At 62.9% G+C, this 17,945-nt stretch carries 17 protein-coding genes; 7 read left to right on the forward strand and 10 right to left on the reverse strand.

What is annotated here, in order from left to right; all coding sequences use genetic code 11:
* Window positions 1–23: 23 nt before the first annotated feature.
* From AC07VF_RS04820 to AC07VF_RS04850, 7 genes are all read left to right on the forward strand, one after another.
* The gene (locus AC07VF_RS04820) at window positions 24–656 is read left to right on the forward strand and encodes a biliverdin-producing heme oxygenase (protein WP_495008249.1); all 633 of its coding nucleotides are present in this window, start codon (window positions 24–26) and stop codon (window positions 654–656) included.
* On the forward strand, window positions 646–2,871 hold the full coding sequence (locus AC07VF_RS04825; protein ID WP_495008250.1) for an ATP-binding protein: 2,226 nt from the start codon (window positions 646–648) through the stop codon (window positions 2,869–2,871). The genes AC07VF_RS04820 and AC07VF_RS04825 overlap by 11 nt, the downstream gene beginning before the upstream one ends.
* Before the next feature lie 127 nt (window positions 2,872–2,998).
* Window positions 2,999–4,255, forward strand: coding sequence for an MFS transporter (locus tag AC07VF_RS04830; protein ID WP_495008251.1), 1,257 nt, complete (start codon window positions 2,999–3,001; stop codon window positions 4,253–4,255).
* Window positions 4,256–4,337: 82 nt separating this feature from the next.
* Window positions 4,338–5,633: a sensor histidine kinase gene (locus AC07VF_RS04835; RefSeq protein ID WP_495008252.1), complete on the forward strand. Its 1,296-nt coding sequence runs from the start codon at window positions 4,338–4,340 to the stop codon at window positions 5,631–5,633.
* 258 nt (window positions 5,634–5,891) lie between these two features.
* Window positions 5,892–6,077, forward strand: coding sequence for a hypothetical protein (locus tag AC07VF_RS04840; protein WP_192172258.1), 186 nt, complete (start codon window positions 5,892–5,894; stop codon window positions 6,075–6,077).
* A gap of 175 nt (window positions 6,078–6,252) precedes the next feature.
* On the forward strand, window positions 6,253–7,680 hold the full coding sequence (locus AC07VF_RS04845) for an ATPase domain-containing protein (RefSeq protein WP_274605507.1): 1,428 nt from the start codon (window positions 6,253–6,255) through the stop codon (window positions 7,678–7,680).
* Between the two features lie 45 nt (window positions 7,681–7,725).
* Entirely contained in the window at window positions 7,726–8,085 is a 360-nt protein-coding gene (locus AC07VF_RS04850; RefSeq protein ID WP_463581588.1) for a response regulator, read from the forward strand.
* A gap of 121 nt (window positions 8,086–8,206) precedes the next feature.
* Here the strand turns inward: AC07VF_RS04850 and AC07VF_RS04855 are convergent, their stop codons facing one another.
* The 10 genes from AC07VF_RS04855 to AC07VF_RS04900 all read right to left on the reverse strand — a co-directional run bounded on the left by AC07VF_RS04855 (window position 8,207) and on the right by AC07VF_RS04900 (window position 17,535).
* A complete protein-coding gene (locus AC07VF_RS04855) occupies window positions 8,207–8,443 on the reverse strand; it encodes a hypothetical protein (protein WP_495008253.1) in 237 nt (78 codons plus the stop codon).
* 94 nt (window positions 8,444–8,537) lie between these two features.
* Window positions 8,538–9,329, reverse strand: coding sequence for an amino acid ABC transporter ATP-binding protein (locus AC07VF_RS04860; RefSeq protein WP_192172254.1), 792 nt, complete (start codon window positions 9,327–9,329; stop codon window positions 8,538–8,540).
* A complete protein-coding gene (gene ehuD / locus AC07VF_RS04865) occupies window positions 9,322–9,972 on the reverse strand; it encodes an ectoine/hydroxyectoine ABC transporter permease subunit EhuD (protein ID WP_346630255.1) in 651 nt (216 codons plus the stop codon). Before ehuD ends, AC07VF_RS04860 begins: the two co-directional genes overlap by 8 nt.
* Window positions 9,969–10,649, reverse strand: a complete 681-nt coding sequence (gene ehuC, locus AC07VF_RS04870; RefSeq protein WP_495008254.1) for an ectoine/hydroxyectoine ABC transporter permease subunit EhuC — start codon at window positions 10,647–10,649, stop codon at window positions 9,969–9,971. Before ehuC ends, ehuD begins: the two co-directional genes overlap by 4 nt.
* A 253-nt stretch (window positions 10,650–10,902) precedes the next feature.
* A complete protein-coding gene (ehuB, locus tag AC07VF_RS04875; protein ID WP_495008255.1) occupies window positions 10,903–11,775 on the reverse strand; it encodes an ectoine/hydroxyectoine ABC transporter substrate-binding protein EhuB in 873 nt (290 codons plus the stop codon).
* A gap of 64 nt (window positions 11,776–11,839) precedes the next feature.
* On the reverse strand, window positions 11,840–12,745 hold the full coding sequence (locus AC07VF_RS04880; RefSeq protein WP_495008280.1) for an aliphatic sulfonate ABC transporter substrate-binding protein: 906 nt from the start codon (window positions 12,743–12,745) through the stop codon (window positions 11,840–11,842).
* 257 nt (window positions 12,746–13,002) lie between these two features.
* The gene (msrA, locus tag AC07VF_RS04885) at window positions 13,003–13,524 is read right to left on the reverse strand and encodes a peptide-methionine (S)-S-oxide reductase MsrA (RefSeq protein ID WP_346628222.1); all 522 of its coding nucleotides are present in this window, start codon (window positions 13,522–13,524) and stop codon (window positions 13,003–13,005) included.
* A 133-nt stretch (window positions 13,525–13,657) separates the two neighbouring features.
* A complete protein-coding gene (locus AC07VF_RS04890) occupies window positions 13,658–14,632 on the reverse strand; it encodes a GlxA family transcriptional regulator (protein ID WP_495008256.1) in 975 nt (324 codons plus the stop codon).
* Window positions 14,633–14,834: 202 nt separating this feature from the next.
* Window positions 14,835–15,686, reverse strand: coding sequence for a sensor histidine kinase (locus AC07VF_RS04895; protein WP_495008257.1), 852 nt, complete (start codon window positions 15,684–15,686; stop codon window positions 14,835–14,837).
* 475 nt (window positions 15,687–16,161) lie between these two features.
* Entirely contained in the window at window positions 16,162–17,535 is a 1,374-nt protein-coding gene (locus AC07VF_RS04900) for an LLM class flavin-dependent oxidoreductase (protein WP_495008258.1), read from the reverse strand.
* Between the last annotated feature and the right edge of the window lie 410 nt (window positions 17,536–17,945).

Here is a 17,945-nt window from a genome sequence, read left to right on the forward strand (position 1 = left end):
GCTCAGACCGGACACTTTCGCCCTTGGTTGAAATCACCCCTGCGTTGCGCGACCCTTGCGTCCCGGCCCCCTATGCCAGTGTCCTTCAGCAATTGCGAACGGCTACCGCCGTCCAGCACTCGACACTCGAAGCCCGACTGCCACTGACCCACCCCCAGCTTGATTTCGGCACCTACAAACGGATCATCGCGGCCTATTACGGTTTCCATCTGCCCTTGCAACAATCGATGGAGCGCTTTCTTGCGCCCCAGGCCATCGACCCTGCCCGGCAGAAAATCCCCGCGCTGATCAAGGATCTGCACGCCCTCGGCCTGGACGACCTGCAGATTCAGGCGTTGCCGCTGTGCACCGAACTGCCCGCCATCGACAGCGTCGCGCAGTTGCTCGGTGTGATGTATGTCATGGAAGGGGCTACGCTGGGGGGGCAGGTGCTGCGCCGGATCATCGCCAACAGGCTGGGCGTCGACGCCGACAGCGGCGGCGAGTTTCTGGACGTGTACGGCCGCGACACCGGGCGTTTGTGGAAGGCCTTCCTCAAGCAACTGGCCGAGTTCGATACGCCGCTGCACAACGCCGAGGTGGTGCAGGCGGCCTGTGCCACTTTCCACTGCTTTCAAACCTGGCTGGAGCAAACGGGAGTGTTGAATGACGCTTGACCACACGCTGAATATGGATGAGCTGCTGGACACCTGCGCCAACGAACCGATTCGTATCCCGGGCGCCATTCAGCCCCACGGCGTTCTGCTGACCCTGCTCGAAACCGACTGGACCGTGCAACAGGCCAGCGCCAATGCCTGGCAAATGCTGGGCATCCCCGGCGACGTGCAGGCCGGCGACTCGCTGGTACGCTGGCTGGGCGAGGCGCAGGCGGACGCTTTGCGCGACGCTGTTCAGGACGCGGATCTGCACAGCCTTGATCCATTGCCGATGCAATGTGCCGGGCAGGCATTCGATGGCCTGTTGCATCGCCACGACGGCCTGTTGTTTCTGGAACTCGAGCCCGTCGCCACACAGGCATCGATGCAGCACTTGGGGCCGCGCCTCACGCGCACCTTGCGTCGCCTGCAATCGGCCAAATCGCTGGACGATCTGTACGCCATCAGCGTCTCGGAAATCCGTGCACTGACCGGCTACGACCGGGTCATGATCTATCGCTTTGAAGAGGAGGGTCACGGGCAGGTCATTGCCGAGTCGGCGACGGCCGAACTGGACGCCTACCTGGGGCTGTTTTTCCCCGCCACCGACATCCCGCAGCAGGCCCGCGAGCTGTACCGCCTGAACTGGCTGCGCATCATCCCCGACGCCGCGTATGTGCCGGCGCCTTTGGTCCCGGCCCTGCGCCCGGATACCGGCGAGCCGCTGGACATGAGCCACGCGGTGCTGCGCAGCGTGTCGCCGATCCATTGTCAGTACATGCACAACATGGGCGTGCGCTCATCAATGAGCATTTCCCTGCTCAAGGATGAACGCCTCTGGGGCCTGATCAGTTGCGGCAATCGCGAGCCGCTGCAGGTTCCCCACACGCTGCGCTCGGCCTGCCAGACCATCGGGCAAGTGCTGTCGATGCAGATCAGCCTGCTGGAAGATCAGCAGACTCAGCGCCAGCGACTGGCCAAGCATCACATGCTGGACAGGCTCTCCAGGGCGATGAACGAGTCCGCTGACGACGTGTACAACGGGCTGCTTGAACACGCCCAGGCGCTGCTGACACTGGTCGACGCCACCGGTGCGGCGGTGATCATCGACGGTCAGGTACACCTGATCGGCCAGTGCCCGAGCACCGAGCAAGTGAGCGCGTTGCAGCAATGGCTGCAGAACCGGCCCGGATCGGTGTTCGAGACGTCCAGCCTTGGTGCCGTGTTCCCCGACGCGCAAGCGTACCAACGCGTGGCCAGCGGACTGCTGGCGTTCAGTTTGCCCAAGCCGGTGGCCAACGGGGTGCTGTGGTTTCGCGCCGAAGTCAGGGGCAGCGTGGAGTGGAGCGGTAACCCGCAACAGGCCAAACGGGTCGTCAATGATCGCCTGCAACCACGGGAATCCTTTGCCCTGTGGGAACAGCAGGTCGAGGGCAAGGCCAGAACCTGGAGCGCCGGTGAGGTCTACGCGGTGTCCGATCTGCGTCGCTCTGCGCTGGAGGCAGACCTGTCACGGCAGGTGCTGCGCGAGAAAGAGGCGGTGCGTGCCCGCGATGAACTGGTGGCGGTGGTGTCCCACGACCTGCGCAGCCCGCTGACGGTTATCGTCATGCAGTGCGGCATGATGCAGCGAGTCATCAACGCCGACGCCACAGCATCTACCAAACGACTCAGCTCTGCCGTCGACATCCTGCAGCGCGCGTCTTCGCGGATGAGCAGCCTGCTGGAGGATTTGCTCGATACGTCAAAGATCGAAGCCGGCCGCTACTTCATCGACGCCGAGCGGCTGGAAGTCAGCCAGTTGTTCGAAGACGCCTGGTCACTGCTCACGCCACTGGCACTGAACAAATTCATCGACCTGACCTTCCACGCCGAACCCGAGCTGACGGTTTTCGCCGATCCGGAGCGCATGTTTCAGGTGCTGTCCAACCTGGTGGGCAATGCGATCAAATTTACCCCCAAGGCTGGTAGTGTGAAGGTCACGGCGGCAGGTGCGGGCGACCATGTGGTGTTCACCGTGGTGGATACCGGGGAGGGTATTCGCAGCGATCAGTTGCCCCATGTGTTCGAGCGCTACTGGCGCAGACGTGAAGGCAACCCGAATGGCACCGGCCTTGGGCTCTATATCTCCCAAGGGATCGTCAAGGTTCACGGCGGTGAACTGACGGCCACCAGTGAAGAGGGCGTCGGCAGCGAATTCCGTTTCACGATACCGCGCGCGTCCATGGCGTCGTGAATCGGGTGCGACCGCTTTAGCGGCAGGGGGTTATTCCTGGCTGGAATCCCCCGCATGAAAAACATGAATTTTATTTATGGCCCCCAGCCCTCTACCGTGAGCGTATTCCGTTCACGGTAGAGCCGTCATGACCACGCCCTCGCAATCTCAGCCATCCCTCGTCGAAGAACACTGGAGGCGCAACCTGGCCGTCTGTGTGTTCGGCGCGTTCACCACCATCGTTGCGATGACCTTGCTGCTGCCGTTTCTGCCGCTGTATGTCGAGCACTTGGGCGTCACTGATCAGGCCGCCATCGTGCAGTGGTCAGGGGTGGCGTTTGGCGCGACCTTTCTGTCTGCTGCGCTGACCGCGCCGCTGTGGGGGCGGCTGGGTGATCGCTACGGGCGCAAGCTCATGCTGATTCGTGCCAGCCTGGGCATGGCGGTGGCGATGTCGCTGATCGGGCTGGCAGAGAACATTTACCAGTTGGTCGGGCTGCGTTTGCTGGCGGGGTTGCTCGGCGGCTATGCCTCCGGCGCGACCATTCTGGTGGCCACGCAGACGCCCAAGGCGCGCACCGGCTGGGCGCTGGGCATGCTCTCGTCGGGAATCATGGCCGGTAATCTGACCGGGCCGTTGATTGGCGGGCTGTTGCCGCCGCTGATCGGCATCCGCAGCACGTTCTTCCTGGCCGGGGGCGTGATCTTTCTGACCTTCCTTGCCACGCTGTTTCTGATGAAGGAGGCACCTCGGCCCAAGCGTCAGACTGGCGTGGCGAAAGCGCCGGCTGTGCGGGCCTGGGACGTCATCGCGGACAGGAAACCGGTGCTGACCATGCTGGTTGTGGCCTGTCTGGTGATGTTTTCGATCATGTCCATCGAGCCGATCATCACCGTGTACCTGACCCAGATGCACAGCGAAAACGTCACGCTGATGGCCGGGCTGGTGATGTCGGCCACTGCACTGGCCAGTGTGTTGTCGGCCTCGCGGATCGGCAAGCTCGCCGACCGCATCGGCCACTGGAAAGTGGTCATCGGCTGTCTGACGGCGGCGGCTGTTTTGCTCATTCCCCAGGCGTTCGTCACCCATGCCTGGCAGCTGGTGCTGCTGCGTTTTCTCATGGGCATCGCCCTGGGCGGCCTGTTGCCGTGCATTGCGGCGATCATCCGCCATTCGGTGCCCGACGCCGTCGCCGGGCGCATGCTCGGCTACTCCACGTCCTGCCAGTACATCGGCCAGGTGCTGGGGCCACTGACCGGGGGATACCTGGGCGGGCATTTCGGCATGCCGGTGGTCTTCATCGTCACCTGCCTGCTGATGGGCGGATGCGCGGTCGGCATGTTGCTCATGCGGCCGCTGATTTCCAACGGGAACGGCTTCAGCCGGAAAGAGCGCGGCATTTGACAAAACCATGACATCCCGCACCGGATAATCGCCGCCGGTGGGGCCACGCCCCGGATTCGAGTACCGCCATGCACGGACCTTCATGGACATCAAACACAGCCTTAAACAACGGATTGTCATCGTATTTGCGTTGATGAGCGCGCTGGTCGCCGGGGTATTCGCCGTCGGCATCATCGCCACCGTGCACGTGGTCGAAAAGCGCCTGACGATCATGAGCCTGGGCGGCAATCTGCACCGGCTGCTGGCCGTGGACAGCGTCAACGACTGGCGCCACCGGCCGGAAAAAGACGAGTTGTTCTACGCCGACGAGGGCGTCGGTGACCTCGCCATGAGCGACGACCTCAAGGGCTTGCGCCTGGGATTCCAGGAGTTCTTTCGCGGCAAGAAAGCCTATTACGCCATGGTCTCCGAGGTAAACGGGCGCCACTACGTGCTGCTGCGTGATCAGCGCAAGTTCGAAAAGCGCGAGCGCATTCTGTTCGGTGTCGTGCTGGTCGGTTTCTTTCTCAGCGTGCTATTGGCGGTGCTGCTGGGTCGGCTGCTCGCGTCCCGGGTGATCACGCCGGTGTCGCGCCTGGCCGGCCAGGTGCGTCATCGCGATCAGTTGCTGGAGATGGCGCCGGTGCTCGCCAGCGACTACGCCAATGATGAAGTCGGTGCGCTGGCCCGCTCATTCGACGAAACCCTGGGCCGGCTGCGCGCCGCATTGAGCCGCGAGAAACTGTTCACCAGCGACGTCAGCCATGAACTGCGCACGCCGCTCATGGTGCTGGCGACGTCCTGCGAATTGCTGATGGAATACCCGGCGCTGGACGACCGCTCCCGCACGCAGGTAAAGCGCATCGGCAAGGCCACGGCGGGGATGAACCAACTGGTCGAAACCTTCCTGCTGCTGGCGCGCACGGAGGGCAAGAACACGCCTCAGGGTCAGCGTTCTTCGCTGGTGCTGATTGCCGATGAGCTGGTGGACACCTGGCGCACGCCCATCGAAGCCAAAGGTTTGCGCTTCATTTATCAGCGCCACGACGGCGACGGTGAGGTCTACAACGCGCCCTTGCTGCGCTCGGTGATGGGCAATTTGCTGCGCAACGCCTGGCATTACACCGATCAGGGGTTCATCAAGCTGACCCTGCGCAGTGATGGTTTCAGCGTCGAGGACAGCGGCATCGGCATTCCGCTGGAAAAACAGCAGGCCATGTTCCAGCCCTTCGTGCGCGGCGACGAGCAGCGCGGTGAGGGGCTGGGACTGGGGTTGTCGCTGGTTCAGCGAATCTGCGCCAATCAGCACTGGACCGTGACCCTGACCAGCCGCGATGACGGCGGATGCTGTTTTACCGTGTTGCTGAATCTGGATGAGGCCGGGGGAAAACGGGTGTGAGCGCCCTCCGTTTTGCGTTGTAACGACCTACGCCTTCCCGGCAGTAGGACCGGCTTCAGCCGGGAAGAGGCCAGTGGGTACAGTCTCAATTTTGCAGTGGGGGTATTGACGCCTTCCCGGCTAAAGCCGGTCCTACAGTTGAGGTCGTAGCCAATCCAGCTCGGTGCACACGACACCGTTCACTCCATTGGTCCGGTGAACCGCACGAGTGCCTGCCGGTGCGCTCCAACACCTGCCTCCCTCAATGGACCTGCAACCATGTGCCCAGACCGCTCATCACTCGTTCGCGGGGCTGCTGACGATCAACCGGCTGACCCTGACGACACGCCTGAATACCCGTTGTCCGCCCCCATCAAGCCCGACGATCCCGAGCGGCGCACCGAGCAGTCCCAGGCCGAGACGGACGGCTGTGCCCCGGAACCCGGATCCGATTCGGTCGAGTGATAAACACCCGTTCGAATGGGTTTGCCGCGATGTCTGTCGGCGAATGCGTGTGAATCTGTCATGAGAATTGATGATTGCCCTTGGAAAGCTTCCTTAAAAACTCAATAATCCGCGATTAGTCGCGGACTTAACTCGCAATATTCACGACGCCAATATGGTGGCGGAGGAAGCAAATTTGAATCAGCTAAAACGCCTTCAGAGCGGAATTGAAGGGCTTGATGAGCTGCTAATGGGCGGTTTCGTTGCCGGATCCTCGTACATCATTCAGGGCCGACCGGGCTCCGGAAAAACCATTCTGGCCAACCAGATCGGTTTCAATCACATCCGCAATGGCGGCCGAGTGCTGTTCGCGACCCTGCTCGCCGAACCCCACGAGCGGCTGTTTCAGTTTCTTTCCACGCTGAGCTTCTTCGACAAGGACCGGGTCGGCGACCAGATCCAGTTCGTGAGCGCGTTCGACACCATGGAAAACGACGGCCTCGATGAAGTCGTCAAGCTGCTGCGCCGGGAGATCGTCCGCCAGAAGTCCACGGTGATGATCCTCGACGGGCTGCTCAATGCCCGCTCCAAAGCCGAATCCACCCTCAACACCAAACGCTTTATCTCCGAATTGCAGGGCCATGCCGCCTTCGCCGGTTGCACGGTGTTCTTTCTGACCAGCTCCCAGCTGGATGACGGCAGCCCCGAACACACCATGGTCGACGGCGTGCTGGAAATGGGTGAAGAACTGGTCGGCAACCGTTCCGTACGCCGCATCAAGGCGCGCAAGACCCGCGGCAGCGGCGCCATCCCCGGCGCCCACGAATGCGAAATCACGGAAAACGGCCTGGTCGTCTACCCGCGCCTCGAAAGCACCATCACCCACTCGGCACTGCGCGACAGCGCAGAATTCAGTGTCGTCCCCAGCGGCATCGACACGCTGGACCCGTTGATTGGCGGTGGTCTGGTGGAATCGTCGGTGACCTTGCTCCTCGGCCCGTCGGGCACTGGCAAGACCACATTCGGCCTCAATTTCCTCGCTCGCTCGACGCCCGACGAGCCCGGGTTGTTGTTTGGCTTCTACGAGTCGCCCCAGCGCCTTCGGGTGAAGGCGGCGGCGCTCGGACTGGACTTCGAAGCGCTGGAACGCGCCGGTGCGCTGCACATTGCCTGGAAATCGGCGAGCGCCGAGTTGATCGACAAACTGGCCCTCGACCTGCTGAGGATCGTCGAGCAGCAGGGCATCAAGCGGGTGTTCCTCGACAGCCTCGGTGGCATGGCCCGCGCTTCGGCTGATCAATCGCGGATTCTCGACCTCTTCAGTGCCCTGATGAGCGAGCTTCGCGCCCGTGGCGTCACGGTGGTCTGCAGCTGGGAAATCCGCGGCCTGATTGGCGGCAAGATCGACGCCCCGGCCCCGGACATGTCGGGCATTGTCGACAACCTCATGCTGATCCGCTTTGCGCAATCGACAGCGGGGCTGACCCGGCAACTGTCGATCCTCAAAATCCGCGATAACCCCTACGACCCGGCCCTGCTGGACGTCTTGATTGGCGAGCAGGGTCTGACTGTGAAAAAGGCTGCGTTTCATGCCCTCGACGATTCAGGCAATGCAACGGCGTAGAAGTCGTCATCGAGCCGATGATCGCTCGTTCGCGCGGAGGGCTGCATGACCACGATTCTGATTGTCGATGATGAATACCTCATCGCCGACATACTGAGCTTCGCGCTGGAAGACGAAGGCTACCTGACCGTCACCGCCAGCAGCGGATTGAAGGCCCTCGGCATTCTCGAACGCGAGCGCCCGCAGCTGATCATCACCGATTACATGATGCCCGGGATGAACGGCATCGAGCTGGCGGAAGCGGTTCGCTTGAATCAGAGCCTGGGGCAGATTCCCATTGTGCTGATGAGCGGTGCGCAGTCCCATCTGGGCATCGCCCGGCCCGATCTGTTCAGCAAGGTGTTCGACAAGCCCTTCGAGATCAGCGCGGTGCTCGACGCCGTGCGCGCACTGCTGGGCACCTAGGACCGGCTTAAGTCGGGAAAAGGCCAGTGCGGACACAATCGGTATTGCGGCGCGGCAGATGTTGCCGGGAGTGGATACACGCTCAGGAGAGCAGGGCGGCTGTAAGGCGGCCCGGATTGAATCAACGGCCATCAGCAACCTTGCGTTCGATTTCAGCTGACTTTTTGTTCAGCTCTTCGGCGTCCTGTTCCTTTTCCCGAATGGAGGTCGGGGTGATGACTTCGTCCACCGCGCGGGTGTCGTCGTCCGGGTCGTTGAGGTCACGCTGCACGACATTGACAGGTTTGCCTGCGCTGTCGAGGGTAGGCGCGTCAGGCTGCGTGACGTTGCGTGGGTCGACCGGGGTGTCGTTGCTCATGGATTCATCCTCGCTGTGGGGTATGAAGGTTGGATGTGTGAGCGGTCAGCGAGTTCGGTTTTTTTCGGCGGCGCACGAACCTGACCCCGGCCGATCAACGTTGCTCCACCAGATTGAGAAAGCGCCGCGTGCGCTCGTTGTCCGGGTCGACCAGCACCTCGGTCGGCGAGCCATCGGCGACGATGCGCCCGGCCTCCATGAACAGCACGCGGTCAGCGATGTCCTGGGCGAACTTCATTTCGTGGGTCACCAGCAGCATGGTCATCTGCTGCTCGTGGGCGATGGCACGGATCACCGCCAGCACTTCACCGACCAGCTCCGGGTCCAGCGCGGAGGTGACCTCGTCGAACAGCATGACCTGGGGCCGCATGGCGAGCGCCCGGGCGATCGCGACGCGCTGTTGCTGGCCGCCGGAAAGCTGCGCGGGATAGGCATCGGCCTTGTGGCTCAAACCGACCAGCCCGAGGTATTGATGGGCGCGCTCCAGGGCCTCTTCGCGACTGAGCTTGAGCACCTGAAGCGGCGCTTCGGTGACGTTCTGCTGCACGGTCAGGTGCGGAAACAGGTTGAACTGCTGAAACACCATGCCCACCCGGTGCACCACCGGTGGCTTTTTCGCGCCGGGCCAGTGCCAGCCGCCGGATTTGGCCGGTACCGGCGCGCCGGCCACCTCAATGCTGCCGTGCTGATAGGCCTCAAGGCCCTTGATCAGGCGCAGCACCGTGGATTTGCCCGAACCGCTAGGGCCGATCAGCGCGACTTTCTGGCCGGCGGGAATGCTCAGGTCCAGGTGATCGATGACCCGGGTCGCGCCGAAGTTTTTCACCACTTGCTTGAGGATGATCTGCGGCGAAGCGCCGGGCAGAGCGTGTGCGAGATCAGACATGGCTGCGCCTCTCGAAATATTTGAACAACAGGGAGGTCGGCACGCTGATCGCCAGAAACATCAGCGCCATCACCGTGTAGGGCTCGTTGTAGCGGTAGGTCATGCCGGCGATCTGTTTCGCCGCCTGGAACAGCTCGGGAATGGTGATCACCGCCAGCAGCGGGGTTTCCTTGAACATGCCGATCAGGTAATTGCCGAGCACCGGCAGCATCGGCTTGAGGGCCTGGGGCAGGACGATCCGCCGCCACGTGGTGGCGCTGTCGAAATCCAGTGCCCTGGCCGCTTCCCATTGACCGGCCGGCACGCCTTCGATGGCACCGCGAAAGGCTTCGGCAATGTAGGCCGCGTAGTACAGCCCCAGCCCGATCACTCCGGTGGAAATCGGCGGCAGGGTCAGGCCGGCCAGGGGCAGGGCGAAGAACAGCACGTACAGCTGAACCATCAGCGGCGTGTGCCGAAAGAAGCTCAGGTAGCCGGCGCTCAGTCGTTGCACCAGCGCTTTTTTCGAGCGCTGGGCGATGGCCAGCAGCAGACCGAGCAGCACCGCCAGCAGAAAGCCGAGGATCACCACTTGCAGCGTCACCAGCAGCCCCTGAAACAGATCGGGGACGATGGACCAGGCGAAGGCGTAATCGAAGTTCATGGCGCCACCCCGCGACGCCAGTGGGTGACCCGTCGCTCGTAGCGCTTGACCAGCCAACTGAGCGGCCAGGCCATGACGAAATAACACACCAGCACAATGCTCCAGATCAGCGTCTGCTGACCCAGGGTGGTGATCAGTTGACCGCCGGAAAAGGTCAGGTCGCTGAGGGTGATCAATGACACCAGCGAGGTGGTCTTCAGCAATTCGACCAGTTGATTGCCCATCGGCGGCAGCATGAAGGGCAAAGCCTGAGGCAGGATAATTCGGCGAAACGCGGTGATCGCGTCGAAGTCCAGGGCCTTGATCGCGTCGCGCTGGCCCCGGGCGACGTTGCTCAAGGCGGAGCGGACGATTTCCGAACCGTAGGCCGAGAAGGTCAGGCCCAGGCCGAGAATGCCGGTGGTCATCGGGGCCAGGGTGATGCCAAACAGCGGCAGGATGAAGAACAGGTAAAACAGCAGCACCAGGGCGGATATGCCACGCAGGATCTCGACGTAGACCGTCGCGATCCAGCGCAACGCGCGCCACGGCGACAGGCGCATCAGCGCGATGACAAACGACATCACCACCACGACGACCTGGGCGAAGAAGGTGATTTCAAGGGTGACCAGTGCGCCGTTGGCCAGTTGGCGGGCAATGAAGCGCGCGGTGTCCAGGTTGGAAGCATCAAAAAGCATGGGCCGTACTCGTATGGGCTGGGGCCGTTATGTTGCGGGGTGAAAAATCAACTTTGCGGTGTGCCTATCGACGCCTTCCCGGCTGAAGCCGGTCCTACTGAATGCACGCGGTCCCGCTGTAGGACCGGCTTCAGCCGGGAAGAGGCCCGTGCAGGCGCCATCAATTTTGCGGTGTGCTCACCGACGCCTTCCCGGCTGAAGCCGGTCCTACAATGGCATCGGCATCGGCATCGGCATCGGCATCAGGTCGGCATCAGCGGTTGCAGCGTTGCTCGGCCGTCACGTCTGCGGGTGGCAGTTCGTTTTCGGTGTAGCCGTATTTCTGCAGGATCTTCAGCAGATCGCCGGACGCGCGCAGTTTCGCCAGTTGCTCATTGAACGCCTGGGTAAACGCCGGGTCGTTTTTCGGCAGGCCGTAGGCGTGGTAATTCCAGGTCGGTTTGCCGTCGGCGTCCGGGATCTGCTCGAACGGCAGCGCCCGTTCAACCGGCGTGCCCTCGGCTTTTTTCAGCAGGCCGATGATCTCGGCATCCGGGAAGTACACCACGTCGACGCGGTCGGCCTGCAGCGCGGCGAGGGCTTCGGTGTCCTTGTCGAAGAGCACAACGTTGCCATTGCTGATGCCGCTGTCCTTGGCTTCCTGCACCTGGTTGCTGCCGGGCTGGGTCGCCAGCCGCGCCTTGCCGTTGGCCGCGACGTCCTTGAGGCTGTGCAGCTCCAGCGGGTTGCCGGCCTTGACCAGAAACGCACCGCCGGAACGGGTGACCGGGTTGGAATAGCCAATCACTTTGCAGCGCGCCGGATTGATGAACAGGCCGGCACCGATCAGATCGAAACGACCTGCCGCAAGACCCGGCACCAGCGAGCCGAACTCGGTGATCGGCAGTTCAACTTTGTTGATGCCCAGGGGCTCCAGAATGGCCCGGAGGATTTCGACGTTGGCGCCGACGATTTTCCCGTCAGTGCCCACGTACGCATAGGGTTGCTCATTGGCGATGCCGGCGGTCAGGCCCTGACTGCGGCCCTTTTCCAGCAGGCCGGCGACGGCGGAGAACGAAAACACGGCATTCAGCAGCAGGGCGGAGCCGAGTACGGCAGACAGCGACAGCGGTTTTAAGCCTTTCATCAAGTGCGCTCAAGAGTGGGAATGAAGGGTCAGGTGCAGCGGTTGGCAACGCCAGGTGCTCCATTCATGGCGTCCAGATGTCCACGTCCTTGGCATCCACAGCAGTGGGCAATAGCCCGGCCTTGAAAAAGGCATCAGCGATCTTCTGTTGTTCGCCCAGTTGGTCGGCCTTCACCGGCTCGACCTGATAGCTGCGATGGGCGTTGGCGGCCTCGACGGTTTCCACGTCCAGATTGCCCCACAGCGGGCCGAGCACTTGCGCGGCTTCCCGGGGGTGGCCTTTGATCCAGCCGCCGGCCTCTTGCAGCTGTTCGTAAACCCGCTTCAGCACCTCGGGATGCGCCTTGGCGTAGGGCGTGCTGGTCAGGTAATAGCGCTTGTAACTGGCCAGGCCGACGCCGTCAGTCAGCGTGCGCGTCTGCAACTGGCGCTGCACGCCGGTGAGGAAGGGTTCCCACGTCACCCAGGCGTCGACCTTGCCATTCTCGAACGCTGCCCGGCCGTCTGCCGGGGACAGGTACGCCGGCTGGATATCGGAGAACGAAAGGCCGGCCTTGCTCAGCGCGGCGATCAACAGGTAATGGGTGCCAGCCGCCTTGGTCACGGCGATCTTCTTGCCTCTCAAATCCGACAACTGGCGGATCGGCGAATCATTGCGCACAACGATGGCCTGGGCGGCGGGCGAGGGCGACTCTTCAGCAAAATAGGTGAGCTTGGCCTTCGCGGCCTGGGCGAAGATCGGCACGGTATCGGCGACGTCCGCGCTGATGTCGACATTGCCGACGTTCAGGGCTTCAAGCAGGGGCAGACCGCTGGGGAACTCGTGCCAGGTGATGTCAATGTTGTCTTTCCCCAGTGCCTCCTCAAGGGTGCCTTGGGTCTTGAGCAGGGTGATCAGGGTGGAGGATTTCTGGTAGCCGATGCGCACCGTTTCTCGAGCACTCGCCGACAGCGCGAAACCGCTCGCCATCGCAGCGACCAGGCCGGTCAGCAATGCGTTTCGAATGAAAGTGCCAGCGATGGTACGAAGAATGGGCATGGCGAACTCGTGGCGAGTGAGGCGCGAAAGGGCGCAAGCCACGAATCATAATGTTCTAAAAAGAATTGGCTAAATATCGTTTGGTTATTAGTTTATGCACGGATGCCAGTTGGAGACTCTACTTCGGCGATGACCGTGATGTGCGAGGGACCGCTCTGGCACGCGGCCCCCCGTCAAAGTAAACCCAATCAGGCGGTAGTGGCCTTGTCCCGCACCGGCAGTGTCCAGTTTGGGCGAATGAAATGGCAGGTGTAGCCGTTGGGGATGCGCTCCAGGTAATCCTGATGCTCGGGCTCGGCTTCCCAGAACGGTCCGGCCGGGGCAATTTCGGTGACGACTTTGCCCGGCCACAGGCCCGAGGCATCGACATCGGCCACGGTGTCCAGGGCCACGGCTTTCTGCTGGTCGTTGAGGTAGAAAATCGCCGAGCGATAGCTCACGCCCCGGTCATTGCCCTGGCGGTTCGGGGTCGACGGGTCATGAATCTGGAAGAAGAATTCCAGGATTTTGCGGTAGGAAATCTGCTCGGGGTCGAAGACGATTTCGATGGCTTCGGCGTGGGTACCGTGGTTGCGATAGGTGGCGTTGTCGACGTCGCCACCGGAGTAGCCGACGCGGGTCGAGACGACGCCGGGGTAGCGGCGCAGCAAGTCCTGCATGCCCCAGAAGCAGCCTCCGGCAAGCAGCGCGGTTTCGGTGTGGGTGGTCATGGGCAAGTCCTTCCAGCGATTGAACGGTGTGTGTTTCAGACAAGCAGCGCAGTGTGCGTGTCTGCGAGCTTGTTTGCGAGTGTGCGGCGCAATGGCCGCCCTTGAAGATCAGATGACTGACGCGCGCACTCGTTCAGTCGCCGCCGAACTGCTGACGGTATTGTCCGGGCGTCACGCCAATGCGCTCGCTGAATGCTTTGCGCATGTGCCGCGCGCTGCCAAAGCCGCAACGACTGGCCACGACCTTGAGGGGCAGGTCGCTGCCTTCCAGCAGTTTGCGTGAATGGTCGATGCGCGCGTTGAGCAGAAATTGCATGGGCGTCAGGCTGACTTCGCGCTGGAACGCCCGAGCGAAATTGCGCGGGCTCATCGCCGCCAGGTCGGCCATGCGCTGCACGGTGTAGGGCTCATCAATGTGGTCCACGACGTAGGCCTGCACCCGGGCGATCGCGCTGTCATCCCGGGGCACCGCCGCCAGCAACGGGCCGTAGGGCGTTTGTCCGCCCTGACGCTTCATCACCACCAGCAGCACTTTGGCGACCTCCAGCGCGATGTCTTTGCCGTGGTCTTCGGCGACGATGGCCAGCGCCATGTCGATCCCCGCTGTAATGCCGCCGGAGGTGATCAGGTTGCGGTCGACGACGTAGATCTGCTCGGTTTCGACCCGGGAGGCGGGAAAGCGCCGGGCCAACCGCTCGACGTAGTTCCAGTGAGTGGTGCAGCGGTAACCGTCGAGCAGACCGGCGTCACCCAGCAGAAACGCGCCGGTGCAGATCGCCCCGAAACGCCGGGCGCTCTGGGCGGCGGTAGGCAACCAGGCGTTGAGTTGCGGATGGCTGACGCCGTACGCGCCCGGTCCGCCGGGGACCAGCAGCAGGTCGATGTCGGCTGGGAGATCGTCCAGCGCCAGGTCTGCCTGAACCTTGAGCCCACAGGAGCTGCGGATGAGCAGCGGGGGTTGGGCCACGGTGATCAGCTGGTACTGCTTTTCCGGCGCCAGCAGTCGATTGGAAATCGAAAAAACGTCCATGGGGCCGGTCACGTCGAGCATGAGCACGTCGTTGAACAGCACCACCGCCACTGTTTTCTGCTTTGGAATGTCGCGCATGCCTTGATCGCCTTTCTGTTACCGCCACTGCCAGCGCAGGGGGCACGAGCCTGAATCCAGGCGGCATTCTAGGGGATTGCGCGAACGAATGTGAATGATTGGCGTTTGGACACAATCGTGGGTGTGGGGCGTGCCTGCCGCGGCTGATCGGCACGGGCTCTATGAGGCGTCGTTGGGGGATGGCTAGCTGGCTGGCAGGCTTTCAGTAACAGCACGTCGGCAGCTGAACGCGGATGCGTGCGCCACCGCTGGCCGAGGCTTGGGCCCAGATACGCCCGTGATGGGCGTCCACCACCGCGCGACAGATCGCCAGCCCGACGCCGAGGCCGCTGCTCTTGGTGGTATAGAACGCGCCGAAGATCTGTTCGCGACGGTCTGCCGGGATGCCCGGACCGTTGTCTTCGACGCACACCTCCACGCCGTCATCGAGGGTGAACGAATTGATGCGCAGGACAGCGGTGTCGCGGTTACCGGCCATGGCTTCCACGGCATTGGTGATGAGGTTGACCAGCAATTGCTGCAACTGCACCGCGTCGGCGACGATGGATTGGTCGACGAACAAACCGGTTTCGAGCCGCGCCCGCTGGGCGGTAAGCGCAGGCTGGGTGAGGCGTATGGCTTCGCGAATGACGTCGTCAATCTTCAGGATCTGCAGCTGCAAAGGCGCCTGACGGGCCAGCGCGCCCAGGGCCTTGACGATGTTGGCAGCGCGTTCGCACCCGGCGCGGATGTCCTTCAGACCGGCAATGGCTTCTTCGATCTCTGGCACGTCGCGCTGCAGCCAGCGCAGGCTGGCAGCGGCATTGGCGGCGATGCCCAGCAGAGGCTGGCAGATTTCATGGGCGATGGAGGCGCTGAACTCGGCCATCTTGCGGGTGTGAAGGCTCTGGGCGTAATCGCTTTGCGCGGCGGCGTCCTGATGGCAGACGGGAGTGATGCGCGCGGCCGGGTGCGCAAGGGGCTGCAGAGAAGGGTGCCGAATCGCCTCCGGCCAGTGTTGTTCCGCTGGCGGCGGGAAGCGGTCATAAAGAGGAGATTGATGTTCGTCCAGCATCGTAGCCCCCGGCGGTTCGAAGTCCTGTGCTTCGTCGCGCTTGAGTATACGCAGCGTGTCCGGCTTGAAACGGCGGCGAAGGGGCTTTGGCAGGAACGGGCACCCTGATGTCTGTCAGGGTCCCCACAGCACCCGCCCAATGGGACCGCGCGCACATAGTGGGACCGCGATTACCTTGTAGGACTGGCTTTAGCCGGGAAGACGTCGGCTCCCACTCCGCAAAAATGATGGTGTACACGCGGGCCTCTTCCCGGCTGAAGCCGGTCCCACTAAATGACCGCGAGCCCATGGTGGCACTGCGATTACCTTGTAGGACTGGCTTTAGCCGGGAACGCATCAGATGTTGCAACGCAAAATTGATGGTGTACACGCGGGCCTCTTCCCGGCTGAAGCCGGTCCCACTGAATGACCGTGAGCCCATGGTGGGACTGCGATCATCTTGTAGGACTGGCTTTAGCCGGGAAGGCGTCATGCGTCAAACCGCTAGCAGAATGCCGCGCGCAAGCGTTGCCGGGTGGGCCGGGTAGGGCAGGCCCAGCCGTTCGCGCAGGGTCTTGCCGGTCGGCCCATCGGCGGGCACCAGGCCGCGGCGTTTGAGCTCCGGCAGGATCAGCGCAATGAAATCGTCCAGTCCTTCGGGGTAGGTCGGCGGCAGGATGTTGAAGCCGTCGGCACCGTACCCTTCAAACCACGCTTGCAGCTGATCGACCACTTCTTCGGGTGAGCCGACCAGGGTCCAGTGACCCCGTGCGCCGGCCAGCCGCAGGTACAACTCGCGGATGCTCAGCCCCTCGGCGGCTAATTGCAGAATCAATTGCTGGCGGCTTTTCGAGGCGTTGGTGGCAGGCAGGTCCTGGGGCAGCGGCCCGTCCAGCGGCAGGTGCGAGAGGTCGACGCCGCCGAGCAGCCCGGACAGCAAACTCAGGCCGACTTCCGGGTGCACCAGATTCTGCAGGCGCTGATGCTTGGCGTGGGCTTCGGCGGAGGTCGGCGCGGTGAAGATCGTCACCCCGGGCAGAATCTTGATGTGCTCGGGTTTGCGCCCCAGCACCGCCGCGCGGGATTTGATATCGCTGTAGAACGCCTGGGCGTCGCCGAGATTCTGGTGCGCGGCGAAGATCGCTTCAGCGGTCGCGGCCGCGAGCGCACGCCCATCCTCGGAAGCACCCGCCTGCACCAGCACCGGTTTGCCCTGGGGCGAGCGCAGCACGTTCAGCGGCCCGCGCACATGGAAGTGCTCGCCCCGGTGGTCGGCCCGGTGCACCTTGTTGCGGTCCAGAAACACGCCGTTGTCCTTGTCCAGCAGCAGCGTGTCGTCCTCCCAGCTGTCCCACAACTTGTCGACCACCTCATGAAATTCCCGCGCCCGGCTATAGCGGTCGGCGTGCGCCGCTTGCTCGCCCTGATGCCCGCCGCCGAAATTCTTCGCCGCGTCGGGGTCGCTGCTGGTGACCAGGTTCCAGCCCACGCGACCGCCGCTGATCTGGTCCAGCGAGGCGAACTGGCGCGCCAGGTTGAACGGCTCGCTGTAGCTGGTGCTGGCCGTGGCGATCAGACCGATGCGCGAGGTGACAGTGGCCAGTGCCGACAACAGGGTCAGAGGCTCGAAGCTCAGGCTCGGCGCGATGACCCGGTCGAACGTCGGCGCATCGATGCCCCTGACTGACACGCTGTCGGCGAGGAACAGAGTGTCGAACCCGGCCGCCTCGGCCTTGCGCGCCAGATCAATGAAGTGGTCCAGCCGAATGCCCGCGTCGGCCTCGGAACCGCTGTCGCGCCACGCGGCGATGTGATGCCCGGTGGCCCGCAGGAACAGGCCGAGCTTGAGGGTTTCAGTGCGTTGGGTCATGGGGAGGCTCCTGGATCGGATCGAAACGGGCGAGGTCCGCGGCACGGCTTGTTGTGCGTAAAGCCCGAAAGCGCGGAGTGCTCTGGAGATAGCAAGGCGTGTGCCCACGTTGCTGGGTCGGCTGGACGGCGACGCGGCATCGGCAAGAAAGCCTGCCATGGCAATGCCTTAGGTTCGCGCAATAGCAGCCTGTGCCTTCAGCCCCCTAATTCTGATAACCGTCGACACTGTTGCCTGAGCAACAGCACTCCACCACTTGCCATGGAAAACAAACAGTTACGCCCCTTAACGACCCTCGATCGCGCTGAATCCCGGGACCTTCCGGCGTGGCATAAAGCCTGCAATGACCCAGAAACGAACCCGCGTCGACCCACCCATGGCGTCGCGTTTTACCCGTCATTGGCAGGAGT

The sequence above is a fragment of the Pseudomonas sp. GW821-FHT02H06 genome (genome assembly GCF_059421525.1).